Origin of the sequence: Corynebacterium faecale (assembly GCF_030408735.1) — a bacterium.
GTDB lineage: Bacteria > Actinomycetota > Actinomycetes > Mycobacteriales > Mycobacteriaceae > Corynebacterium > Corynebacterium faecale.
In genome coordinates, this window is sequence record NZ_CP047204.1 from 2,275,254 (window position 1) to 2,297,734 (window position 22,481).

A 22,481-nucleotide genomic window follows, 5' to 3' on the forward strand; every position below is an offset into this window, starting at 1 on the left:
TAGGTCAGCTCGGGCCGAAGGAGTTCAGCTCAGATGGTCAGGAAGAAACAACCACCGGCGGGAAGTGACCGTGATCGAACAGCCTCCGCTACTGCGACTCCCACTTCCAGCACTCCGGCAGGTGCAGCACTAATCTCCGGGATCGACGCGCCACCCTGGCCGGGGCAGCCACGATCCGGTGCCGGATCGTGGCTGTCGTGGCCCTGGCCATCGACCCCGCAGCAATGGTCCCGGCTGTACGGGTGAAGTTGAAGGCATGACCGCCAGCACCAGCCGCGGAAGCATTCGCGGTGAACTTCCCCGAAGGCATATGCGCCAGAGCACTGTTTTTCAGGTCGGCGTTGACCTGATCAATCACCGCGTGGCTTCGGTGGGTTTTATCCGCGGCCACGGTATCGAGGAGGTCTGGGTCGGCGGTGGTGAACACTGCGTGAAAGCAGTGCAGATCAAACAGTCCCAGCTGATCCACGTTCTTGTTGTTCAACTCCGGTATCCGGCGCACCACCAACCGTCCGGGAACCTGATCGGCCTCCGGCTTCGAGGCAAACGCAACGAATGGTATTTCAGCGACCTCTGCCGAGGAGTTCCAGCGCTGGGTGTCCTCATCGAAAAGCGCATCGGTGTACTCAATCGCTTCCCAGGACGTGTCCGGGATCGTGGTGATCGCGTGGCGGATGTTGCGCGTCATCCGCGCGGTGACCGACACACCCGCCCCAGCCTTGATCGCAGCATGGATGCTGGGACGACCGTAGAACGCGGAATCCGCCAGCACCAGCAACTTCTGGTGCTGGAGTCCCGGTAACCGCCTGGTGGTGTTGATCGCATCGGCAATCAACCGGTCGGCCCCACGCGGGGAGCCACACGAGCCTTTGTGCAGGCGCTGTGCGACGATCACCGGGGCGGAATCCTTCGTGGTGACCGTGGCCAGCAGGGCGTTGAGGCCACGACCCCCTTAAGTAGCCGAATCCGGCACCTTGTTACTTTGAAACCCTGCAGTTGATTAGAGCAGATCCTTCACGGCTTCACGCTCAGCCTGAAGTTCCTCGACGTTGGCGTTGATGCGCTCACGCTGGAAATCATTGATGTCCAGACCTTCCACAACCTCCCATTCACCATTGCGGGAAATGGTTGGCAGGCCGAGGATGATGCCCTCAGGGATGCCGTACGCGCCGGTGGATGGGATTGCGGCGGACGCCCAGGTTTCGGTGCCCTGGATCCAGTCACGCATGTGGTCGACTGCGGAGGATGCTGCAGACGCTGCTGAAGATTTGCCGCGGACCTCGATGATCTCCGCACCGCGCTTGGCCACGCGAGGGATGAACTCATTCACGTACCAGTCATTGTCAACCAGGTCAGAGACCTTCTCGCCGCCGACGGTGGCGTAGGTGATGTCCGGGAACTGGACGGCTGAGTGGTTACCCCAGACGACAACGTCCTTAAATTCAGAGGACAGGCGGCCGGTCTTCTCAGCGAGCTGGGAGATGGCACGGTTGTGGTCCAGGCGCATCATGGCGTTGAAGCGGGAGTTCGGAACATCCGGGGCTGCTGCCATGGCGATCAGCGCGTTGGTGTTGGCGGGGTTGCCCACCACGAGGACGCGGACATCATCAGCCGCATTGTCGTTGATGGCCTTGCCCTGTGGTCCAAAGATCTTGCCGTTGTTGGAGAGCAGCGCTGCACGCTCTTCACCCTTGCCACGTGGCTTCGCGCCGACCAGGAAGGCGGCGTTGGCACCGTCGAATGCCTCGTTGGCATCGGTGGTGATATTGATGTTGTGCAGGAGGGGGAATGCAGAATCGGACAGCTCCATGGCAACGCCTTCGGCGCCTCCGAGACCTTCGGGGATCTCCAGGAGATTCAGTTCGATGGGGGTGTCAGCTCCGTAAACCTCACCGCTGGCGATACGCCAGAGCAGGGAGTAAGCAATCTGTCCTGCAGCTCCGGTGACGGTGATCTTCTTTGGGGAATTCATAAACGATCCTCAATCCTTAAATGGTTGAACGTTGCCTTGCCTATGGGGTCAAACTAGTGATTCCCTCAACTTCACACCCTCATGCGTCAGGGTTACCACTACGTCTTCCATGCTATCCCCGGTTTGAGGTTCCTACCAGTGTTTGAGCGGACGATTTCACCATCAGGCCCAGGCCTATCATCACCCCCGTTGGCGGGTTTCCTGTACCCCTGACCTGAATTTTCTCAGGTATTTCCCGCTCCGCCCGCGTGAAGGCGAGCATTTCCCACGACTTTCGGGCACGATTTGGTAGTGTTGGTTGGGTTTAAGTCAAAGGTGTTACCTTTTTCACGTTCGTCGAATACCTGCAAGAGACCCGCACCCGCCCCGCGCACCCACCTCTGCGTGTGGAACATCGTTACCCGAAAGGACCAAAGAGACAATGGTTAACTCCGACAAGGGTTCACACTACCCAGAGGATAACGGTAGCGATTTCACCGATCCGGACACCGGACACACCGCCACCCCTGATGATGTGGTCGTGACCGCCCTCAAGCACTTCTCTGAACACGGCTTCACCGAAACCAAACTGGAGAAGATCGCCAAGGCGTCCGGAATGTCCAAACGGATGATCCACTATTACTTCGGCGATAAGAAGGGTCTCTACGTCAAGACCATCGCCCACGCACTGGTTCTGCTGCGCCCCCAGTCTGAATCCATGCAGCTGGAATCCTCCGTCCCGGTGGAAGGTGTCCGCAAGACCGTTGAGGCCGTATACAACTGCATCATTGAAAACCCTGCAGCCACCCGCCTGCTGCTGATGGAAAACATCAACAACCATGGTGGGTTGGAAAGTGCTGCAGCCATCAATGACGAATCCAACCTGCTGCTGAATCTGGATAAGCTTCTCATGCTCGGACAGGATGCCGGAGCTTTCCGCCCGGGTATTTCCGCCGAGGATGTCCTTGTCCTCATCAGCTCACTCGGCTACTTCAGGGTGTCCAACAAGCTGTCCATGGACCACATATTTGATGTTGATCTGAGCTCGGAATCCAATACGGAGGGAATGCGTCGCCTCGTCGTGGACACCGTGCTGGCATTCCTCACCTCAAACCTGCCGAACCCGGAGCAATCCAGCTATCTCACCACCCGGGACAGCCTCATCACCCCGGAGCAGGAGACAGACCTCTACTCCTTCGACAGCGACCCTTTCGAAGAATAGCCTGAAGCCATCCTTCTCATCACCGGCCGAACAGCAGCGCTATCCCCAGCATGCCGGCGAGCGCCAGGAACGTGGTGAGGAAAACCGTATCGCGTGCGAGGATCTCGCCGCGCCGGTAGGTGGCGGCGTAGTTGTACACATTCTGCGCGGCAGGTAATGCAGCCAGGATGACAGCCGCATACATCATGTCCCCTTCAAGCCCGAAGGCCAGGCCGATGAGCCAGGCAATCAGCGGCATGCCGACGATCTTGATGGCGGTGGCGGTGATCGCACTCGCCCGGTCAGGTTGGGAGGACAGCACATTTGTCGAGGGCAGGGACGCGCCGAAACTGATGAGGATCAGCGGGATGGACGCACCACCGAGAATGGTTGCCGGCTCCATGACCGCAGCCGGTACCTCAACCTGAGTCAGACACACCACCAGTCCCGCGATCGAGGCCAACACCACCGGGCTCAGGAGCGAACCACGAAACGCCGCCCAGATCTTTGATCCCCGTGATCCACCGGTCTCGCCGGTGGTCAGTGCCGCCAGGATCAATGGTGCGAAGATGACCATCTGCATCACCAGCACGGGGGCCACGTAGGCGCCGGTTCCCAACACGTAGATGGACACCGGCAGCCCGATGTTATTGGAGTTGACATAGGATGCCGCGGCCGCACCGATAGCGGTGGTGGCGATATCTTTTTTGAAGAAGAGTGCGGAGATCACGCAGTAGAGCGCTGCTGTGGCGAGGGTGGCGAAAAAAGTCACCACAATCACCGGAGACAGCAGTTCCTGCGGATCCGAGTTCGCCACCACAGAAAACAGCAACGCCGGTGTCGCCGCATAGAAGGCGATGCGGTTGAGCACCAGACGTTGCTTATCGTCAGAGATTACTCCGGTTTTAGCCAGCAGGAAGCCCACCGCAATGACGGAGAGGATGATGGCAAAACCGGTGATGACACCGGTCACTTAGGCTGTTTTCTCCTCAGCTTCACGGGTGAGCAGCTCTGCCTCTGCCGTCCCGCGGGCCACGTCTCCGGTGATGACCACCTCGGTGACATCATCACGATCGGGGATGTCATACATGATGGGAACGAGGATCTCCTCCATGATGGCACGCAGGCCACGGGCCCCGGTCTTGCGCTCCAAGGCCAGATCCGCAATGGCTTCGAGTGCATCATCAGTGAAGGTGAGCAGGGTGTCGTCCATCTCGAAGAGCCGCTGGTACTGCTTCACCAGTGAGTTGCGGGGCTCGGTCAGAACCTGGACCAGAGACTTCTGATCAAGGTTGGCCACGGTGGCCACCACCGGCAGACGCCCGATGAACTCAGGGATGAGACCGAACTTCACCAGATCCTCCGGACGGACATCCTTGAAGATATCCTCCTGCTCCTCATCCTTCTTCGAGGCCACCTCCACACCGAAACCAAGGCCCTTCTTTCCACGTCGATCAGCAATGACCTTCTCCAACCCGGAGAAAGCGCCCGCGACGATGAAGAGGATATTTGTGGTGTCCAGCTGGATGAAATCCTGGTTGGGGTGCTTGCGACCACCCTGCGGCGGTATCGCGGCAACGGTGCCCTCGAGAATCTTCAGCAGTGCCTGCTGCACACCCTCACCGGAAACATCACGGGTGATGGAGGGGTTCTCGGACTTGCGGGAGATCTTGTCCACTTCGTCGATGTAGATGATGCCACGCTGGGCGCGTTCCACATCAAAGTCCGCGGCCTGCAGGAGCTTGAGCAGAATATTCTCCACATCTTCACCCACATAACCCGCCTCGGTGAGCGAGGTGGCATCGGCGATGGCGAAGGGGACATCAAGAAGTTTGGCCAGGGTCTGCGCGAGGTAGGTCTTACCGGAACCGGTGGGGCCCAACATGAGAATATTGGACTTGATCAGTTCAGTTTCTTCGTCTTCCTTCCGGCGACGACCACCGATCTGTTCATGGGCGCGCAAACGCTTGTAGTGGTTGTACACCGCCACGGCGAGCACCCGTTTCGCCTGATCCTGGCCGATGACATACTTGTCCAGGAAGGCAGAGATCTCAGAGGGCCTGGGGAGCTCACTGCGCTCCTCCTCCTGCCCTTGAGCCTGACCGAGTTCTTCCTCGATGATCTCATTGCAAAGCTCGATGCACTCATCACAGATGTAGACGGCACCACCAGCGATGAGCTTCTTGACCTGTTTCTGACTCTTGCCACAGAAAGAGCATTTGAGCAGATCGGCGCTTTCCTGCATTCGTGCCATAAGAGTGTGAGACCCGCTTCCACTTCGAAAAGATTTACTGCTTACAACTCTAACCAACAATATTGGCAAGGGGTTGTTCCATCTTATCGCGCCGGGGTCTCCGGATGTGGTTGCGGGTCATAGCGGGTCATTCCGACCCGCGTGGTCTCCAACTATTCGGTGATGCCTTCACCTAGTTTGAAGTCAGCCTCGGTGATCTCACGCAGCTCAGCCACGGTCACACCATCAGCACACTCGATCAGGGTGAGGCCCTCTTCAGGGTGAACATCGAACACCGCGTGGGTGGTCACGATCATGTCCACGCACTTGGCTCCGGTCAGTGGCAGACGGCAGGCCTCGAGAATCTTCGGGGCGCCCTTCTTGGTCACGTGATCGGTCATCGCAATGATCTTGGAGGCTCCGTGGACCAGGTCCATGGCACCGCCCATACCCTTGACCAGCTTGCCGGGGATCATCCAGTTGGCCAGGTCACCGTACTGGGATACCTCCATCACGCCGAGGACAGCTACATCCACGGACTTGGAGCGGATCATGGCGAAGGAATCGGAGGATGAGAAGTAGGAGGCGCCGGGATTGACCGTGATGGTCTCCTTGCCTGCATTGATCAGTTCCGGATCGAGCTCGTCCTCAGTCGGGTACGGACCGACACCAAGGACGCCGTTCTCCGAGTGCAGGATGACCTCAAGCCCCTCGGGCAGGTAGCCCGGGATGAGGGTGGGCATGCCGATGCCGAGGTTGACGTACTGGCCATCTTCAAGTTCGAGGGCTACGCGGGCAGCCATCTGGTTGTGGTCCCAGGTCATTAGTTAGACACCGTCCTATTTTCGATTCCGGTTTCCTGTGGGCCGACATGGACCACACGGTTGACGTAGATGCCTGGAAGGTGCACCTCGTCTGGGTCAAGCTCATCAACCAGGTGCTCGACCTGGGCGATGGTGATCTTGCCGCTCATTGCGGCATCTGGGTTGAAGTTGCGGGCGGTCTTACGGAAGACCAGGTTGCCGAAACGGTCTGCCTTATGCGCGTGAACCAGGGCGAAGTCTGCGCGGATGCCCTCTTCCAGTACGTAGAGCTGGCCGTTAAATTCACGGGTTTCCTTGGGCTTGGAATACACAGCCACGGAACCGTCGGTGTTGTAACGCTGTGGCAGGCCACCTTCAGCAACCTGGGTTCCCACACCGGCGGTGGTGTAGAACCCGGGGATGCCTGCGCCACCGGCGCGCATGCGCTCTGCGAGGGTTCCCTGTGGGGTGAACTCCACGGTGAGCTCGCCCTCCAGGTAACGGCGTGCGTATTCCTTATTGGAGCCGATGTAGGAGCCGACCGTCTTGATGATCTTGCCGTCCTCCAGAAGCAGCCCGAGGCCCTGGCCGTCGGTGCCACAGTTATTGGAGATGATCGTCAGCTCGCCGGCACCCTGATCACGCAGCGCGTTGATCAACAGCGTCGGAATTCCTACGAGGCCGAACCCTCCGACGGCGATGGAAGCACCGTCCGGGATATCGGCCACAGCTTCAGCAGTGGATGAAAGGGTCTTGTTTATCATGACAGCCATGCTATCGTAATGTTCATTGAATGCACAACAGTTCGCAATGCGAACCTTAAGGAGTTGATCAAATGCTACAAACCTCTCCGGACTTCGTGCAGTCCTTCGCCAGGGGACTATCCGTGATCCGTAGTTTCAGCGCAGACTCCCCGTCTCAGTCCCTGTCGGAGGTCGCCACCGCCACTGGCCTGTCACGTGCCACAGCGCGCCGGTTTCTCCACACACTGGTGGATCTCGGATACGCGGTGACCAACGGCTCGCAGTTCCAACTCACCCCCAGGGTGCTGGAACTGGGCACCAGCTATCTCTCCGCATTGACCCTGCCCGCGATCGCACAGCCACGCCTGGAGGCTCTGTCCCGTGAGGTCGGCGAATCCAGTTCGATGTCGGTGCTCGACGGCACGGACATCATCTATGTCTCCCGTGTCCCGGTCCGCCGGATCATGACGGTCTCCATCACGCTGGGCACCCGCTTCCCCGCATACGCCACCTCCATGGGACGCATCCTGCTGGCCGCGCTGGCTCCCGAGGAGCTGGAAGCCCTGCTCATCAAAACCCCGCCGGTACAGCTCACCGCCCGCGCACTCCCACCGCAGGCGGTACGTTCGGAGATCGAGGCCGCCCGCCAGCGTGGATGGTCGTTGGTTGACCAGGAGCTCGAGCCGGGACTGCGTTCCCTGGCGGCTCCGGTCACCGATGCCAGCGGCCGTGTGGTGGCGGCGATCAACATCTCCACGCAGTCGGCCTCCAACTCCATCGAGGATGTCCGTCGGGAGTTCCTGCCCCACATCATTGAGACCGCGCGGGCCATCTCCACCGATCTCTCAGCAACCATCTAGTAGAAGGAAACAATGAACCCTCAAGATATTGTCATCTGCTCCCCACTGCGCACCCCTGTCGGCCGTTATGGTGGCGCCTTCACCAGTGTTCCGGTTCAGGATCTGGCCACCGCGGTGGTCAACGCGATCGTGGACAAAACCGGTCTGACCGGTGATCAGGTGGATGACCTGATCCTGGGCCAGGGCTCGCCGAATGGTTCCGCACCGGCACTGGGCCGTGTCGTGGCACTGGATTCCAAGCTCGGGCAGAACGTTCCCGGCATGCAGCTGGACCGCCGGTGCGGTTCCGGCCTGCAGGCGATCGTCACCGCCGCAGCACACATCTCCGCCGGCGCAGCCGATGTGATCATCGCCGGCGGCGCAGAATCCATGAGCCGCACCGAGTACACCGTCTCCGGTGATATCCGCTGGGGTGTCAAGGGCGGGGACATGCAGCTGCGTGACCGTCTGGCGGAAGCCCGTGAAACCGCAGGTGGCCGCGACCACCCGATCCCGGGTGGCATGATCGAGACCGCTGAGAACCTCCGCCGCGAGTACAACATCCCACGCGAGACCCAGGACCAGATGGCCGCAGCATCCCAGCAGCGTGCCGGTGCCGCCCATGACAATGGACACTTCGCGGATGAGATCGTTCCCATCACCATTCCGGTGCGCAAGGGTGATCCGATCGTGGTGGACAGGGATGAGCACCCACGCCCTGAAACAACCGTCGAGAAGCTCTCTTCCCTGCGCGCCGTCATGGGGCGCCAGGATGACCAGGCCACCGTCACCGCCGGCAACGCCTCCGGTCAGAATGACGGCGCTGCAGCCGTCGTGGTGACCACCCGCGCCAAGGCTGAGGAGCTCGGCCTCACCCCCGTCATCCGTCTGGCCGGCTGGGCTCTGGCGGCTGTGCCACCGGAGACCATGGGCATCGGCCCGGTTCCTGCCACCAAGAAGGTGCTGGACCGCCTGGAGCTGACCCTGGATGATATCGGCTCCATCGAACTCAATGAGGCTTTCGCCGCGCAGGCACTTTCGGTGCTGAGCGAGTGGGACATCTCCTGGGATGATGAGCGCCTCAACCCACTGGGTTCCGGCATCTCGCTCGGCCACCCGGTGGGTGCCACCGGTGCCCGCATGGTGGTCACCCTCGCCCACCGCATGCAGCGCGAGGACACCCGTTATGGCCTGGCCACCATGTGCATCGGCGGCGGCCAGGGCCTGGCAGCAATCTTTGAGAAGGAGAACTAAACATGCCTATTCTGCACCATGTCGCCTACGGCGAAGACAACAAGAAGACCCTCGTGTTCATCGGATCCCTCGGTTCCACCACCGACATGTGGTTGCCGCAGTTGGACACCCTGCACCGTGATTTCCACGTCATCGCAGTGGACCACCGCGGACACGGCAGCTCCCCGCTGGTGAAGGACACCCCAACCGTGGCTGATCTGGCCACCGATGTGCTGGAGACCCTGGACTCACTCGGTGTGGAGGACTTCGGCGTGATCGGTCTCTCCCTGGGTGGTGCGGTGGCGCAGTACCTGGCCGCCACCTCCCCACGTGTGACCGCCGCTGCCTTCCTGTGCACCGCCGCAAAGTTCGGTGAGCCACAGGGTTGGTATGACCGCGCCGCCGCCACCCGTGAGAACGGCACCGCCTCCCTGGCAGCCGCCGTCATCGAGCGCTGGTTCTCCCCCACCTGGCTCGAGGCCAACCCGGCTTCCCGCGAGCACTATGAGCACATGGTCGTGGACACCCCCGCCGAGGGTTATGCCCAGGCATGTGAGGCTCTGGCCACCTGGGACTTCACCGATCGCCTGGCTGAGATCACCGTGCCGGTACTCACCATCGCCGGTGCGGATGATCCCTCCACCCCACCGGAGATCCTCCAGATCATCGCCGATGGTGTCTCCGGTCCCGCCACCGCCGAGGTGCTCTCCCCCGGCGCGCACGTGCCCACCATTGAACGCCCAGAGGAAGTAAGCGCACTGCTCGCGCAGCACTTCAAGTAATAATAGGGGCTATGTTCACCACCGGTCTCCTTCCCAGACGTCTGTTACTTCAGCAGAGGATTCTCGCCGACATCGTCTCCGATGACCGCAACCGTTTCCTGCTGGTGACGGGACCGGCAGGGGTGAACAAGGGCCAGTTCATCCGTGAACTGGCCACACAGCTGACGGAGTACCAGGTACTCCACCAGCCGGCGCTGACCGGTTTCACCGCCCCCATCTCCCCCACCGTGATCGTGGCGGAGCATGTTGAGGATGCCACGAACCTCACCGAGGTACTGGCGGCCCTCCATGCTCCGAACACGCCCCGGTTGATCATCCTGGGCACCGCCCCACACCGGATGGACGATGCCACGGATGTGGTTCCGCTGCCCCCGTTGACGGTGGACGAGGTCTGGCATCTGGCGGTGCAGGTGGTGGGACGGTGCACCCCGGTGACCGCCCACCGGCTCCATGATGCCTCCGGTGGTCTTCCCCAGTTGGTCCGTGAGCTGCTCACCGCATCCCCGGTTGACCACTGGTCCCAGGATCACCCCTCCATCATCATCCCGGAACACTGGGGCAGTTATTCCGGTGAGGTGCTGCAACTGGTGGCCTCCTTCCCGCTGGAGGGCGCACCACTGAGCAACATCCCCGATGAGTTGGTGGATGAGCTGGATGCAGAGGTTGCCCGTGGTCTGCTGGTCACAGCCTCTGACCAGATCCGTTTCGCCCGCCCCGAGATCCGTGCTGCGGTGCGATCCGCCACGCCTCCGGGTAGGGCCAGAAAACTTCAGCACAACCTGGATACCACCACGTGGCAGACGGATGAGCGGGTGGTGGACACGCTCCATGCGCGCGGCAATCTGCCGTTGGCACGGATCCACGCCCAGCACCTGCCTCGTGATCGGCCGGAATTGCGCCTCTATGCCGGGGAGTCACGGGCCACAGCCACTCTGTTGGAGGGTGCGGAGCCCTCATTGATCACCGCGCTGCACAGTCTGGCGCGATGGGATCCGCAAGGCATGCGGGCTTTCGCCGGTGGTCAATCGCACGATGCGGCCACTTTCCGGCTCCTGGCAGATGCCCTCGAACATGGTGCCCGCCCCTGGCCACAACCCACCTATGTGACAGAACCAGACACCGTCCTTGAGCAGCAACGCCGTGATTTCATCACCGGCTGGTTGATGCTGGTGTACGACGATCCCGCACGGGCCCGGCAGTTATTGTCCCGCAGACGGCACGGGGATTCTGAACTCATCGGGCTGTGGCAGGCCGCCTTCCTGGCGCGCACTCACTATGTGCTCGGTGAGTTCTCTCAAGCCTCAGCCGTGGTGGAACGTGGTCTGGCCACCGGCGACCGCACCGGCACCCCCCTGCTGGAACCGGTGCTGCTGTGGACCGGCGCCCAGGTGGCTGCCCTCAGTGGGCGCGGCGAGCTGTCCGCACACTACCTGTCCCGGATGACCGTTCCTGCTGATGCCTTCATGATCCAGAAGCTGCCCGCGGCGATGGGCCGGATGATCGTGGCCGCCATGGTGTCGGACACCCGCACCGCGGCCACGGCTGGTGACCGTCTGGCATCGATCGTCTATGACACGGACACCCAGCAGCCCGGTTTCTGGGCGTGGGAGGACATGTACGCCCTGTCGCTGGTCCGCTCCGGGCGGGTGGATACCGCGGCCATGGTGATGGAGGAGAACGCGGAGCGACAGGAGGCGTCGGGCATTGTGTCCCTGCATGCCCGCAATCTGGTGCCACGGGCGATCATCGAGATCCAGCGTGGTTCCTCCGCCCGCGGGGTGAAGATGCTCGCTGAGGCTGTGGACGCCATCACCTCGGTGGACATGCCCGCTTATGAGGCGCGCATCCTCTTCGAATACGGGTTGGTGCTACGCCGCATGGGCCGCCGCAGTCAGGCGGCCGAGATGTTCACCCGCGCCGAGGAGGTATTCAACGCCATGGGTGCGGTGACCCTCGCCGCCCGGTGCGCCGGTGAGCGCAAGGTCAGCGGCCTGGGTGGTTCCCGCCGCTCCGCGCAGGGCCTGACCCCGCAGGAGGAACAGATCACCGCCCTGGTGGTCGAAGGCGCCAGCAACTCCGACGTGGCCCGCGAGCTCTCCCTGTCCACCAAGACGGTGGAATACCACCTGACGCGTGTGTACAAGAAGTTCAACGTGGGTGGGCGGGCTGAGCTCCGCCGTGCGCTTGAGGCTTAAAACCTGCTTATCGACGCCACGCCTGAACCCCTCTAGTTACCGCTGAGTTCTTTCACCGCGGTATTAAGCAGTTGGAAACCATGGTTGGAGTTGGGTACACCCGCATAGATCGCGGTGTGCAGCAGGGTTTCGCCGATGATCTCTGACTCCACCCCGGCGCGCAGGGCGGCACGGATGTGCATGTCCAGCTCCCCATGATTACCCACCGCGGTGAGAATGGCGATGGTGAGCAGACGCCTCTGGGTATGGTCCAGTCCATCGCGCTCCCACACATCCCCCCAGGCCGTGCGGGTGATGAAGTCCTGGAAGGGCTTGGTTACATCGGTCTGCTTCTCCAGGGCTGCATCCACATGGGCGTCGCCCAGAACCGCGCGGCGGTTTGTCATTCCGGTGTCATAGGCGGCTTCACGGCCGTCGTCATACAGGCTCATCGGGGGTTGTTCCTTTCATAGAGTTCGAGCACGCGGTCGGCGATCCCGGGGGCATGTCCCACATCGGTACCACTGAGGTGGGTGCCCATGCGGTGGGTATCCACCACGATGCCATCAAGGCTGCGGTGGCATCTGCTGATTGCCGAGGCGGTGGCCGCCGCGAGTTCGCGGATGGTCTGCCATTCGGCGTGCCAGCTGCCGGTACCGCGTTGGAGACGGCAGTCCAGGGCGTCGAAAAGCGTCGATAGGAGGCCGGGGACGCGGCGGGCATAACCGTCGCAGGCGATCGCCGCGGCCGGGTTGGCCTTGTGGGGCATGGCGGAGCTGCCGCCCGGTTGTGCTTCGCGCAGCTCCAGGATCTCCGATGCGGAGAGGAAGATGATGTCGCCGGCGATCTTGCGGACCGCCCCTGCTGCAGTGGCCAGAGCTGCGGCGATGGTGGTGACCGGGATGCGGTCACTGTGCCAGATGAGTCCGGAGTTGTGCAGACCGAGCTCGGTTGCGAGGGCATCCTGGATGGCGAACCCGTGCGGGTGGGTGGCGGTCATGGTGCCTGCGGCGCCGCCGTAGGAGACCTCGAACTGCAGCCCAGATAGTGCCTGCTGTGACCGCATGATCGCCTGGAGCCAGCCCGCCGTGATGCAACCGAAGGTGGTGGGCACGGCTTGCTGGCCCAGGGTGTGCGCCATCATCGGGGTGTCACGGTGGGTGCGGGTCAGCTCCGCGAGGAGTCCGGCGAGGTCCCTCAGCGTGGTGATGATCTCGCCGGTGGCGTCGCGGAGACAGAGCATCAGGGAGGTATCAATGATGTCCTGGCTGGTGGCACCGGGGTGGATACCAGTGGGATCGATGGCCTTGAGTGCCGTGACCACCGGGATGGTCGGATTGGCGCCGTCTGCTGACTGTCGGGAGATCTCCTCTACATCCAGGTGATAGCCCTGGATGGTCTCCCTGGCCGTGGCAGCGTCGGCCTCAGAGATGGCGCCGGCGTGGGCCGCCGCGGTGGACAGCGCTGATTCCACGGTGAGCAGACCCCGGAGGAAGTCCTCATCGGAGAGATGACGGTGGGCGGGTGATTCGCCGGCGAGGTCAGAGTAGAGGGAGCGGGTCATCGTCTTCTTTGTTCGGAGGGTGGGTGGTATCGGCTCAGAGGCCGAAGAACGGGGTTTCCCCGGTGTCGGACTGGACCGTGATATCAAAACGGTAGCCCTTCTCGGTCTTGGTGGCGATGAGAAGCTGGCGGCGCTCTTCGGGCACTGCGTTCAGAACCGGATCGGTCTCCAGGTCTGATTCCGGCAGGTAGGCGCGGGTGTAGAGTCGCTCCAGCATGCCGCGGGCGAAAACACCGATCTTGAAGTGGGCCGCTTCATCATTGAAGGCTCCCGGGGTGAGGGTGGTGAAGGTGGCCGTACCGTTTTCATCCACCATGCCACGTCCAAGGCCACGGAACCCATCGGCGGTGGCCGGGGTGGAGCGGGATGGATCCAGATCGGAGTTGTGCACACCCTCGGCATCGGACTGCCAGATCTCAAACATGGCATCCGCGATGGGGGCGCCGTCACCGTCCGTGGCGGTCAGTTCCAGCTCGATGGCACCATCGGTGCCGGGGTCCACCATGTGGTGGGAGTTCTCCAGTGTGAGACCAATGTGGACATAGGGGCCGACGGTCTGGGAGGGGGTGATGCCGAATTCGGCATCATCCTGGTCAACAAGGGTGGACTGCTCATAACGGAACTCGCCGTTCTTCCCTGTATCAATCATTGCGATGATTCCTGTTTCTTCTCTCGGGGTTGTGGCTAAAGCAAGCGTGTGGTTATTCGAAGGGGGTGGCGTTGCGACCACGCAGGACGATGTCGAACTTGTATCCCAGTGCGAAGTTCTCGCGGGTCTCGTCATAGTCAAAAGCTGCGATCATGCGCTCGCGGGCACCCTTGGGCACGGCGTTGTAGATCGGATCCTGGAAGAACAGTGGATCGTTGGGGAAGTACATCTGGGTGACCAGACGCTCGGTGAACTGACGCCCGTAGAGAGAGAAGTGGATGTGGGCTGGCCGCCAGGCATTGTGGTGGTTACCCCATGGGTAGTTACCCGGCATGACGGTGTAGAAGCTGTAGTTGCCGTCCTTGTCGGTCAGCGTGCGGGCCACTCCGTTGAAGTGCGGGTCCAGGGGTGCCGGCCAGGAATCATTCTTGTGGCGGTAACGTCCGGCGGCATTGGCCTGCCACGCCTCCACCAGCGTGTGGGGAACCGGCTTGCCATCGAATCCGAGCACCCGTCCGTGGACGAAGATGCGCTGGCCTATGGCCTCGCCGCCGTTGACCTGGGTCATGTCATTGTCAATGCCGCCGAGGTCCCGGTCGCCGAAGACCGGGCCGGTGCTCTCACCCAGACGGTTTGGGATCATGATGAGATCGTTGCTGGGGTTGCGCTTGACTGTGGTGCGGTACTCAGGGAAGTGGAGGGGTGAATACTGCCCTGCCGTCGGTGCGAAGTGTGGGATCTCCATTGGATTGAGTAGGGCCTTTCTAGTCCAGTGATATAGATCTCAAAGTAGGGGGTGGAAACCTTTCAGACAAGTGGTTCGCTTACCGAACATCCTGGTGGCTTCCTATCGCAATGTCACCTGCAGCTTTGCCAGTACCCAGGGGTTAACCAGGGGTGTGGATAAGGGATTCCCGCTCCAACAATGCGAAAGAGGGCCACACCGGATCGTGCCGGTGTGACCCCCTGTCATATCTGGACAGCTCTGCCGGGGTTTAACCCTTCAGGTAATACTCCAGAGCGTTCGGGTGCTTTGCCAGCGGGGTGATCTTGACGTCCATGTACTTGAACATAGGGAATCCGCTGAGGATCGCCTGCAGCTCATCGTGATCATCCACCTCGAAGATGGAGTAGTTGGCGTACTCGCCCACCACACGCCAGATGGCCTTCATGATTCCGCGTGACTGAAGGTCACCGGAATAGGCCTTCTCCTTAACCTGGAAATCAGCCATGACCTCCGGGGTCATCGATTCCGGGAAGTGTACGTCCATACGGGCGTGAAACAGCATTGAAGCTCCTTAGTTGCGGGTGTAGAAGTTGACTTTGTCCATGTCCAGCTCAACGCCCAGGCCGGGGCCTTCAGGGACGATGACCTGACCATCGCGGTACTCAATATCCTGGACCACGTAGGTGTCCTTGAGCAGCTGCGGACCGAACAGCTCGGTGCCATAGGACACTGCCTTGGTGGAGGCGGCGAACTGCAGGGATGCTGCGGTACCGACCGGGCCCTCCAGGCTGGTGGCGCCGTGGCAGGCCAGTCCGCCGGCCTCGGCGATGGCGGCGATCTTCTTGGATTCCAACAGGCCGCCGTGCTTGGTGGTCTTCAGTGCGATGACATCAGCTGCCTGGGACTTCACCACGGCAAGTGCCTCGGCCGGGGTCCAGACAGATTCATCAGCCATGACGGAGACGTTGGTGCGGCGGGTGATCTCGCGCAGAGTTTCCAGGTCATCGGCCGGGGTGGGCTGCTCGAAGAGCTCGATGCCGGCGTCGGCAAGCTCAGGCAGGTAACGCAGTGCGGTGAGGCGATCCCAGCGGGCATTGATATCAATGCGCAAGGAGACGCGGTCGCCGACCTCACGTGCCAGTTCCGCCACGCGACGGGTGTCTTCGGCTGGCTCACCGGCGCCCATCTTGAGCTTGAAGGAGCGGTTGCCCCAGGTTTCGATGCGCTCCTCGATCTCAGCGACTGCAACATCAAGAGGCAGGACGCCGAGCGCCCAGGTGCAGTCGAGGGAGGTGCGGACGGTGCCGCCCAGCAGGTCACGCACGGACACACCGAGGGCACGTGCCCAGGCATCATGCATTGCCACATCCACGGCAGCCTTGGCATACCGGGCGCGGGCAACGACGCGCTCCAGGTCAGCCATGATGCCAGCCAGTTCGGAGACCTCGCGGCCGACGAGTACGGGGGCGAGGTAGCCGTCGACAAGCGCCTTCATGGTCTCAACGGACTCGCCGCCCCACCAGGGGCCGCCGGGGACAACGCCCTCGCCGTATCCGACCACAGCGTTGTCCAGGTGGACACCGACCAGCAGGATGTGCTGAACAGTGGACGTAGTGGTGGCGAAGCCGTGCGGACGGATGAGGGGAACATCGAGGATGCGGGTCTCTACGCGGTTAATTGTCAGATCAGCCATAAAATCTCTTTCAATTGGCTAAAGTCCCGACACCTAAAAACGGTGATCGGGACTTCAGGGAACGGAGGGGAGAGTTCTAGTCTTCCTTGTCCAGAACGAATGGGTAGTGGACGTGGTTGCCGTCTTCCTTCGCCTCTGGGTGCAGAACGAGCTCTGGCTTCACAGCGGTTGCAACGTCATTGTCAACATAGTCTCCACCCTCAAAGTACAGCTGGGTGGTGATGGTGCGGTAGCCCGGGTGGGAAACGCGCAGGTGGAGGTGGGCTGGACGCCATGGGTGTCCACCGTAGGACTCAACGAACCAGCCGGTTGGGCCGTCGTGAGGAATCATGTAAGGAGCAGGCTGCAGGGTCTTGATGTTGTAGCGACCCTCCTCATCGGTGACGATGGTGCCACGCAGGTTCCACTCAGGGATTCCTGGCGCGAACTGGGCGTAGAAGCCCTCCTCATCAGCGTGCCACAGCTCGATCTCGGCGCCGGCAAGACCGTTGCCGTCGAGGTCGGTGACCTGTCCACCGAAGAACAGTGGGGTGCAGGCCTTGTCCTGGTCGCGCATCGGCATTTCGCCGTTCCAAGGAAGCTTCGGGGAGTTCTCAACGTAGTAAGGGCCTTCGATGGAACCCTTGGTGCCGGTGTAATCGTGGCGGTTGTAGTTGATTTCCTCGATCTCGTGCTCAACGAAAACGTCGAGCCACAGTGGCCACTCGCCGTACTCGCCCACGTCGATCATCCACTGCTTGAGCACTGCGTACTCTTCGTAGGTGACCTGGTGCTTGTGAGCAACCTCAGCGATTGCGGCGAGCAGGTCGGTGTAGATCGCGTTGGCGCGCTCCTTGGAGGTGTCCGAGGAAACGCGGTTGGCCTTGAACTTGTCAGTGGCCTTGTTGCCTGAGTCGTGGGCAGTTGCCTCGGCTGTCTGATTCTCGACTGAAGTCATTTCGATACTCCTCAAAGTGGGGGCAGGGCGGGGGTGCTAATTAGGGGGCGGCGGGGACTGGACCGCTGCTAACCCCAGACACCTGGTGGCTGATACCAGTCAGCTTCCGAAATTCACTGACACTGTGACCCGTCATGTGATTCGCTTAACTGGATACCCATACTGTGGCCCCATTCATCGCCTGAGTCAACACCTGCCCCCGGGCCTTAAATGACACTTATCGCACGTCACCGCCACCAATGTTCGCATATGTGCTGGTCAATGTTCGCCTGGTAGCCAAAATGTTCGCCCAGAGAACGCAACCCCCAGAGGTAACCCTAGGAACTTCCCTAGTGTGATTCACATCATCGTTAGGGCATGCTTGAGTATCAGGCCACCGAAGAACTATTTTCAGCTCGACACCGTCACCTACCGCGTTCACTGCTACGCGGAACATGACACCGGTTGGCAATCCATATCTCGAACAAGCCCTTGGAGGTACAACATGTCCACCCCTATCCTCAACCTTGACAGCGTCCAATACACGTTGGACCGCGCACTCGAGGATCGCCCCGAGGAGGGCATTGTCCGGGTTAACCGCAACATCTTCACCGATCCTGAGATCTTCGATCTGGAGATGCGCCACATCTTCGAGGGCAACTGGATCTACCTGGCACATGAGTCACAGATCCCCAACCCAGGTGACTACTTCACCACCTACATCGGCCGCCAGCCGATCATGATCACCCGCTCCAAGGACGGCAAGCTCAACTGCCTCATCAACGCCTGCTCCCACCGTGGTGCTATGCTCTGCCGCCGCAAGACCGATAACCGCACCACCCTGACCTGCCCATTCCACGGCTGGACCTTCTCCAACGATGGTGCACTGCTCAAGGTCAAGGATGAAAAAGAAGGCGCGTATCCGGAGAACTTCAACAAGGAGGGCTCCCACGACCTGCGTCGCGTGCCCAAGTTCGAGTCCTACCGCGGTTTCCTTTTCGGCTCCCTCAACCCAGACGTGGTTTCCCTGGAAGAGCACCTCGGCGACACCCGCACCGTGATCGACATGCTGGTTGACCAGTCCCCAGACGGCCTCGAGGTTGTCCGCGGATCTTCCACCTACACCTACGATGGCAACTGGAAGCTGCAGACCGAGAACGGTGCAGACGGCTACCACGTCTCCTCCACCCACTGGAACTACGCAGCCACCACCTCCCGCCGTGGCACCGGCGAATCCGCCAACGAGACCAAGGCCATGGATGCCGGCACCTGGGGCAAGCAGGGCGGCGGCTACTTCTCCTACCCACACGGACACATGCTGCTGTGGATGTGGTGGGGCAACCCAGAGGATCGCCCACTCTACGACCGTCGCGAAGAGTTCAAGGAGAAGTTCGGTGAGGAGAAGGGCGAGTTCATGGTTGGCGCTTCCCGCAACCTGTGCCTGTACCCGAACGTCTACCTCATGGACCAGTTCTCCTCACAGATCCGCCACATCCGCCCAATCTCGGTGGATAAGACCGAGGTGACCATCTACTGCATCGCTCCCAAGGGCGAAGCACCAGAGGCACGCGCGAACCGCATCCGTCAGTACGAGGACTTCTTCAACGCCACCGGCATGGCCACCCCGGATGACCTGGAGGAGTTCCGCTCCTGCCAGAAGACCTACCTGGCCACCGGTTTCCCATGGAACGACATGACCCGTGGACTCGGCCACCAGATCGAGGGACCAAACGATGTAGCCAAGGGCCTCGGCATGAACGAGGTTCTCTCCTCCGGCGCACGCACTGAGGATGAGGGACTTTACCCAATCCAGCACACCTACTGGCACGAGCTCATGCAGAAGGCCGTTAAGACCCAGAGCATCCAGGAAAAGGAAACCAGCGACGACTCCGCCACCGCTGAGGTCACCCGCGCAGCCGCTGAGGCACGCGAGGCAGCCAAGGCCGCGGCGAAGTCCAGCTCCTCGGATCAGCCACGCCGTCGTCGCCGCTCACGCGGCTAATAGCCTCCACGCTTCCTGTCATCCTCCTCCCTCATTCCGACACTTTCATTGGAGAAACCCATGACCACCACTGCAGCCCAGGTCACCCGCAGCGATATTGAAGATTTCCTCTACTACGAAGCCCGTCTGCTCGATGACCGCCGCTTCGAAGACTGGATCCAGTGCTACCGCGAAGACGCGGAATTCTGGATGCCAGCCTGGGATGACAACGGTGAACTCACCGAAGATCCACAGTCCGAAATTTCCCTGATCTACTACCCGAACCGTGGTGGCCTCGAAGACCGCGTGTTCCGCATCCGCACTGAGCGTTCCTCTGCGACCTCCCTGCCGGAGCCACGCACCGTTCACAACATCTCCAACGTGGAGGTCCTCGAACAGCGCGACGGTGAAGTAGACATCCGCTTCAACTGGATCACCAACTACTTCCGTTACAACCACACCGATATGTACTACGGAAACACCTTTCTCACCATCGATACCAGCGCGGAAGCAATGAAGATTGTGAAGAAGAAGGTCGTTCTGCAGAACGACTACATTCACCACGTCATCGATATCTATCACATCTAGGAGCCAAAAAATGTCCCACCAAGTTGCACTGGCTTTCGAAGATGGAATCACCCGCTTCATCGAATGTGAAGACGAGCAGACCGTTGCTGATGCCGCCTACCAGGCCCGCATCAACATCCCCTTTGACTGCCGCGACGGTGCCTGCGGAACCTGCAAGGCATTCTGCGAATCCGGCGATTATGAAGAGGGTGACTACATCGACGACGCCCTCTCCGAGGACGAGGCCGATGAGGGTTACTGCCTCCCCTGCCAGATGTTCCCGAAGTCCGATCTGATCCTGCAGATCGCGACCACCTCCGTTCTGGCCAAGACCGGCGCCGCTACATTCAGCGGAGAACTGGTCAAACTGGACCGCCTCTCCGACTCCACCTTCGGCATCACCATCAAGCTGGAGAACCGAAGCGATCTCGCGTTCCTGCCTGGCCAGTACATGAATATTCTGGTCCCAGGGACGGAACAGACCCGTTCCTATTCCTTCTCCTCGAGCATCGCCGACGATCAGGTCAGCTTCCTCATCAAGAACACCCCGGGCGGTCTCATGACCTCCTACCTGGATGAGCGCGCCGCCGTCGGCGATAAGCTGGAACTGACCGGACCGATGGGCTCTTTCTTCCTGCGCGAGCCCGTCCGCCCGATCCTGCTGCTGGCAGGTGGCACCGGGTTGGCCCCGATCCTGGCCATCCTGGAGAAGCTGGCCATCGATGAGCTTCTCGACGTCCCAATCCGCATGGTCTACGGTGCCACTTTCGACCATGACCTGGTGGAGCTTGAGCGACTGGATTCCTTCAAGGAAAAAATCGCTGACTTCGACTACATCACGGTCATTTCCGATAAGGAATCCGACCATGCGCGCAAGGGCTTCGTCCCGGCACACCTGACGGACGAATACGAGCCAGACGAGGACACCGACGTCTATCTCTGTGGTCCCCCACCGATGGTGGAGGCCGTACGCCAGTACTTCGGCACCCTGGAGAACCCGCCACTGGACTTCTACTACGAGAAGTTCACCTCCGCAGCGGGCACCCCGGGCAAAACCGAGGTTGAGGTCACCACCGAGACCATCGACGATGCCCGTGACGGCGAGGCACGTTCAGTCGTGGAGATTTCCACCCCTGGCATGTCCACCGGCGAGATCCACGCATCCCACCCAGCGTCGACATCACAGCTTGAAGCACGCATGGCACTGGAGCTGGGTGCACTGGAGCTGGCGATCCGCAAGCTCGGCGACCGCGACATCGAGCGTTTCCGCAACCTGGCAGAAACCGCGAACTCCTTCATCGACGGAGAACGCATCATCGATGCCGTGAAATTCACCGAGGCCAACGCCGACTTCCATGAGTTCCTGTTCCGCCGCGCTGATAACGCCGCGTTGCTGGGTGCGTACCAGAGCCTCACCGTGGTTGCTGAAATGAAGAAGGCTCTCCCCGGTGCGGAATGGATCGACCCGAATATTGCCACCGAGCACCTGGAACTGGTTGATGCCGTGGCTGCGAAGGATGTGGACCGCGCCCGCGACCTCATCCGTGCGCACGCCCAGCATGGCATCGAAACCATGAAGAAGGCTGAGACGGCATGAGTGCACCTGTAGGACAGGGTATCTCCGGTGCTCCCAGCCACATCACCCATGAGCGGTTCTTCGGACAGAGCATCATCGTCACCGGTGCCGCTCAGGGCATCGGCCTGGCCGTTGCCCACCGCATCGCCTACGAAGACGGCAACCTCGTGCTGGTTGACCGCTCTGAGTTGGTCCATGAGGTAGCTGAACAGCTGCGGGGTGTGGGAAAAGGCACGGTTGATTCTGTCACTGCGGATCTGGAGACCTACGAAGGGGCTCTTGAATCAATCAACTTCGCCAGGACCAAGTTCAATAACCTCGACATTGTGATCAACAATGTCGGGGGCACGATCTGGGCGAAGCCGTTTGAAGAGTACTCCGAGGAGGAAATCACCAAGGAGATCCAGCGGAGCCTGTTCCCCACCCTGTGGATGTGCCGCGCAACCTTGCCCTGCCTGATCAAGAATGGCGGCGGCACGATTGTGAACGTCTCATCAGTTGCCACCGGTGGCGTGAACCGTGTGCCATATGCAGCAGCCAAGGGTGGTGTGAACGGCCTCGTGTCCGCACTCGCCCACGAGGCAGCCCAACATAATGTGCGTGTGGTCGCCACCGCTCCGGGTGGCACCCTGGCGCCTGAGCGGAAGGTCCAACGCGGACCGGGTCCGGAAGGTGATCAGGAACAGGAGTGGTACCAGGCGATCGTTGATCAGACGATCAACTCCAGCCACATGCGTCGTTACGCCACCCTTGAGGAACAGGCCGCACCGATCTGTTTCCTCGCATCCGAGGAAGCTTCCTACATCACAGGCACAGTATTGCCCGTGGGCGGAGGCGACCAAGGATAGG

21 protein-coding genes and 1 pseudogene are annotated in these 22,481 nt (G+C 61.0%); 9 read left to right on the plus strand and 13 right to left on the minus strand.

The genetic code is table 11. From position 1 onward, the window contains the following. Positions 1 to 88: 88 nt before the first annotated feature. Together CFAEC_RS10340 and CFAEC_RS10345 are read right to left on the minus strand one after the other, a co-directional pair. Positions 89 to 977: pseudogene (locus tag CFAEC_RS10340) on the minus strand (transposase family protein); the annotation flags it as partial. A gap of 23 nt (positions 978 to 1,000) precedes the next feature. Further along, positions 1,001 to 1,972, minus strand: a complete 972-nt coding sequence (locus CFAEC_RS10345) for a malate dehydrogenase (protein ID WP_290276605.1) — start codon at positions 1,970 to 1,972, stop codon at positions 1,001 to 1,003. 421 nt (positions 1,973 to 2,393) lie between these two features. Between CFAEC_RS10345 and CFAEC_RS10350 the strand changes: the two genes are divergently transcribed. Next, complete coding sequence (locus tag CFAEC_RS10350; RefSeq protein ID WP_290276607.1) at positions 2,394 to 3,173, plus strand: TetR/AcrR family transcriptional regulator; 780 nt, start codon at positions 2,394 to 2,396, stop codon at positions 3,171 to 3,173. A 19-nt stretch (positions 3,174 to 3,192) separates the two neighbouring features. Here the strand turns inward: CFAEC_RS10350 and CFAEC_RS10355 are convergent, their stop codons facing one another. From CFAEC_RS10355 to CFAEC_RS10370, 4 genes are all read right to left on the minus strand, one after another. Beyond that, the gene (locus CFAEC_RS10355) at positions 3,193 to 4,125 is read right to left on the minus strand and encodes an AEC family transporter (protein WP_290276609.1); all 933 of its coding nucleotides are present in this window, start codon (positions 4,123 to 4,125) and stop codon (positions 3,193 to 3,195) included. Next, positions 4,126 to 5,406: an ATP-dependent Clp protease ATP-binding subunit ClpX gene (gene clpX, locus CFAEC_RS10360; protein WP_290276611.1), complete on the minus strand. Its 1,281-nt coding sequence runs from the start codon at positions 5,404 to 5,406 to the stop codon at positions 4,126 to 4,128. It abuts the gene before it with no gap. A 152-nt stretch (positions 5,407 to 5,558) separates the two neighbouring features. Continuing rightward, positions 5,559 to 6,209: a CoA transferase subunit B gene (locus CFAEC_RS10365; RefSeq protein WP_290276612.1), complete on the minus strand. Its 651-nt coding sequence runs from the start codon at positions 6,207 to 6,209 to the stop codon at positions 5,559 to 5,561. Then, the gene (locus tag CFAEC_RS10370; RefSeq protein ID WP_290276614.1) at positions 6,209 to 6,952 is read right to left on the minus strand and encodes a CoA transferase subunit A; all 744 of its coding nucleotides are present in this window, start codon (positions 6,950 to 6,952) and stop codon (positions 6,209 to 6,211) included. Before CFAEC_RS10370 ends, CFAEC_RS10365 begins: the two co-directional genes overlap by 1 nt. 71 nt (positions 6,953 to 7,023) lie before the next feature. Between CFAEC_RS10370 and CFAEC_RS10375 the strand changes: the two genes are divergently transcribed. Genes CFAEC_RS10375 through CFAEC_RS10390 form a run of 4 tightly spaced genes read left to right on the plus strand, consistent with a single transcriptional unit; the run spans position 7,024 to position 11,980 of the window. Then, positions 7,024 to 7,791, plus strand: a complete 768-nt coding sequence (locus CFAEC_RS10375; RefSeq protein WP_290276616.1) for an IclR family transcriptional regulator domain-containing protein — start codon at positions 7,024 to 7,026, stop codon at positions 7,789 to 7,791. Between the two features lie 12 nt (positions 7,792 to 7,803). Beyond that, positions 7,804 to 9,024, plus strand: a complete 1,221-nt coding sequence (locus tag CFAEC_RS10380; protein ID WP_290276618.1) for an acetyl-CoA C-acetyltransferase — start codon at positions 7,804 to 7,806, stop codon at positions 9,022 to 9,024. A 2-nt stretch (positions 9,025 to 9,026) separates the two neighbouring features. Continuing rightward, positions 9,027 to 9,785: a 3-oxoadipate enol-lactonase gene (pcaD, locus tag CFAEC_RS10385; RefSeq protein ID WP_290276620.1), complete on the plus strand. Its 759-nt coding sequence runs from the start codon at positions 9,027 to 9,029 to the stop codon at positions 9,783 to 9,785. A gap of 11 nt (positions 9,786 to 9,796) precedes the next feature. Beyond that, positions 9,797 to 11,980: a helix-turn-helix transcriptional regulator gene (locus CFAEC_RS10390; protein ID WP_290276622.1), complete on the plus strand. Its 2,184-nt coding sequence runs from the start codon at positions 9,797 to 9,799 to the stop codon at positions 11,978 to 11,980. A 32-nt stretch (positions 11,981 to 12,012) separates the two neighbouring features. Here CFAEC_RS10390 and pcaC read toward each other — a convergent pair whose 3' ends face one another. The 7 genes from pcaC to catA all read right to left on the minus strand — a co-directional run bounded on the left by pcaC (position 12,013) and on the right by catA (position 17,529). Further along, positions 12,013 to 12,411 (minus strand): 4-carboxymuconolactone decarboxylase, encoded by a 399-nt coding sequence (pcaC, locus tag CFAEC_RS10395; RefSeq protein WP_290276624.1) that lies wholly within the window; start codon positions 12,409 to 12,411, stop codon positions 12,013 to 12,015. After that, positions 12,408 to 13,523, minus strand: a complete 1,116-nt coding sequence (gene pcaB, locus CFAEC_RS10400; protein ID WP_290276626.1) for a 3-carboxy-cis,cis-muconate cycloisomerase — start codon at positions 13,521 to 13,523, stop codon at positions 12,408 to 12,410. Before pcaB ends, pcaC begins: the two co-directional genes overlap by 4 nt. 34 nt (positions 13,524 to 13,557) lie before the next feature. After that, a complete protein-coding gene (pcaG, locus tag CFAEC_RS10405; RefSeq protein WP_290276628.1) occupies positions 13,558 to 14,172 on the minus strand; it encodes a protocatechuate 3,4-dioxygenase subunit alpha in 615 nt (204 codons plus the stop codon). A gap of 52 nt (positions 14,173 to 14,224) precedes the next feature. Then, positions 14,225 to 14,917: a protocatechuate 3,4-dioxygenase subunit beta gene (pcaH, locus tag CFAEC_RS10410; protein ID WP_290276630.1), complete on the minus strand. Its 693-nt coding sequence runs from the start codon at positions 14,915 to 14,917 to the stop codon at positions 14,225 to 14,227. A gap of 250 nt (positions 14,918 to 15,167) precedes the next feature. Then, positions 15,168 to 15,461: a muconolactone Delta-isomerase gene (gene catC / locus CFAEC_RS10415; protein ID WP_290276632.1), complete on the minus strand. Its 294-nt coding sequence runs from the start codon at positions 15,459 to 15,461 to the stop codon at positions 15,168 to 15,170. A gap of 9 nt (positions 15,462 to 15,470) precedes the next feature. Beyond that, on the minus strand, positions 15,471 to 16,592 hold the full coding sequence (locus tag CFAEC_RS10420; protein ID WP_290276633.1) for a muconate/chloromuconate family cycloisomerase: 1,122 nt from the start codon (positions 16,590 to 16,592) through the stop codon (positions 15,471 to 15,473). Between the two features lie 76 nt (positions 16,593 to 16,668). Then, positions 16,669 to 17,529: a catechol 1,2-dioxygenase gene (catA, locus tag CFAEC_RS10425; protein ID WP_290276635.1), complete on the minus strand. Its 861-nt coding sequence runs from the start codon at positions 17,527 to 17,529 to the stop codon at positions 16,669 to 16,671. 484 nt (positions 17,530 to 18,013) lie between these two features. Here catA and benA point away from each other — a divergent pair, with 484 nt between their 5' ends. Genes benA through CFAEC_RS10445 form a run of 4 tightly spaced genes read left to right on the plus strand, consistent with a single transcriptional unit; the run spans position 18,014 to position 22,480 of the window. Next, positions 18,014 to 19,510: a benzoate 1,2-dioxygenase large subunit gene (benA, locus tag CFAEC_RS10430; RefSeq protein ID WP_290276637.1), complete on the plus strand. Its 1,497-nt coding sequence runs from the start codon at positions 18,014 to 18,016 to the stop codon at positions 19,508 to 19,510. A gap of 60 nt (positions 19,511 to 19,570) precedes the next feature. Next, positions 19,571 to 20,077, plus strand: a complete 507-nt coding sequence (benB, locus tag CFAEC_RS10435) for a benzoate 1,2-dioxygenase small subunit (protein WP_290276639.1) — start codon at positions 19,571 to 19,573, stop codon at positions 20,075 to 20,077. Positions 20,078 to 20,087: 10 nt separating this feature from the next. Next, positions 20,088 to 21,653, plus strand: coding sequence for a benzoate 1,2-dioxygenase electron transfer component BenC (benC, locus tag CFAEC_RS10440; protein ID WP_290276642.1), 1,566 nt, complete (start codon positions 20,088 to 20,090; stop codon positions 21,651 to 21,653). After that, positions 21,650 to 22,480 carry a 1,6-dihydroxycyclohexa-2,4-diene-1-carboxylate dehydrogenase gene (locus tag CFAEC_RS10445; protein ID WP_290276643.1) on the plus strand — a complete coding sequence of 277 codons (831 nt, stop codon included), beginning with the start codon at positions 21,650 to 21,652 and terminating at the stop codon, positions 22,478 to 22,480. Before benC ends, CFAEC_RS10445 begins: the two co-directional genes overlap by 4 nt. Position 22,481 lies beyond the last annotated feature (1 nt).

Coding starts and splice junctions, on each gene's coding strand:
- CFAEC_RS10380 (WP_290276618.1), top strand. CDS start 7,804: ATGAACCCTCAAGATATTGTCATCTGCTCCCCACTGCGCACCCCTGTC.
- CFAEC_RS10365 (WP_290276612.1), bottom strand. CDS start 6,209: ATGACCTGGGACCACAACCAGATGGCTGCCCGCGTAGCCCTCGAACTT.
- benB (WP_290276639.1), top strand. CDS start 19,571: ATGACCACCACTGCAGCCCAGGTCACCCGCAGCGATATTGAAGATTTC.
- catC (WP_290276632.1), bottom strand. CDS start 15,461: ATGCTGTTTCACGCCCGTATGGACGTACACTTCCCGGAATCGATGACC.
- CFAEC_RS10350 (WP_290276607.1), top strand. CDS start 2,394: ATGGTTAACTCCGACAAGGGTTCACACTACCCAGAGGATAACGGTAGC.
- pcaH (WP_290276630.1), bottom strand. CDS start 14,917: ATGGAGATCCCACACTTCGCACCGACGGCAGGGCAGTATTCACCCCTC.
- CFAEC_RS10445 (WP_290276643.1), top strand. CDS start 21,650: ATGAGTGCACCTGTAGGACAGGGTATCTCCGGTGCTCCCAGCCACATC.
- catA (WP_290276635.1), bottom strand. CDS start 17,529: ATGACTTCAGTCGAGAATCAGACAGCCGAGGCAACTGCCCACGACTCA.
- benC (WP_290276642.1), top strand. CDS start 20,088: ATGTCCCACCAAGTTGCACTGGCTTTCGAAGATGGAATCACCCGCTTC.
- clpX (WP_290276611.1), bottom strand. CDS start 5,406: ATGGCACGAATGCAGGAAAGCGCCGATCTGCTCAAATGCTCTTTCTGT.
- pcaC (WP_290276624.1), bottom strand. CDS start 12,411: ATGAGCCTGTATGACGACGGCCGTGAAGCCGCCTATGACACCGGAATG.
- pcaB (WP_290276626.1), bottom strand. CDS start 13,523: ATGACCCGCTCCCTCTACTCTGACCTCGCCGGCGAATCACCCGCCCAC.
- benA (WP_290276637.1), top strand. CDS start 18,014: ATGTCCACCCCTATCCTCAACCTTGACAGCGTCCAATACACGTTGGAC.
- CFAEC_RS10420 (WP_290276633.1), bottom strand. CDS start 16,592: ATGGCTGATCTGACAATTAACCGCGTAGAGACCCGCATCCTCGATGTT.
- CFAEC_RS10390 (WP_290276622.1), top strand. CDS start 9,797: ATGTTCACCACCGGTCTCCTTCCCAGACGTCTGTTACTTCAGCAGAGG.
- CFAEC_RS10345 (WP_290276605.1), bottom strand. CDS start 1,972: ATGAATTCCCCAAAGAAGATCACCGTCACCGGAGCTGCAGGACAGATT.
- pcaG (WP_290276628.1), bottom strand. CDS start 14,172: ATGATTGATACAGGGAAGAACGGCGAGTTCCGTTATGAGCAGTCCACC.
- pcaD (WP_290276620.1), top strand. CDS start 9,027: ATGCCTATTCTGCACCATGTCGCCTACGGCGAAGACAACAAGAAGACC.
- CFAEC_RS10370 (WP_290276614.1), bottom strand. CDS start 6,952: ATGATAAACAAGACCCTTTCATCCACTGCTGAAGCTGTGGCCGATATC.
- CFAEC_RS10375 (WP_290276616.1), top strand. CDS start 7,024: ATGCTACAAACCTCTCCGGACTTCGTGCAGTCCTTCGCCAGGGGACTA.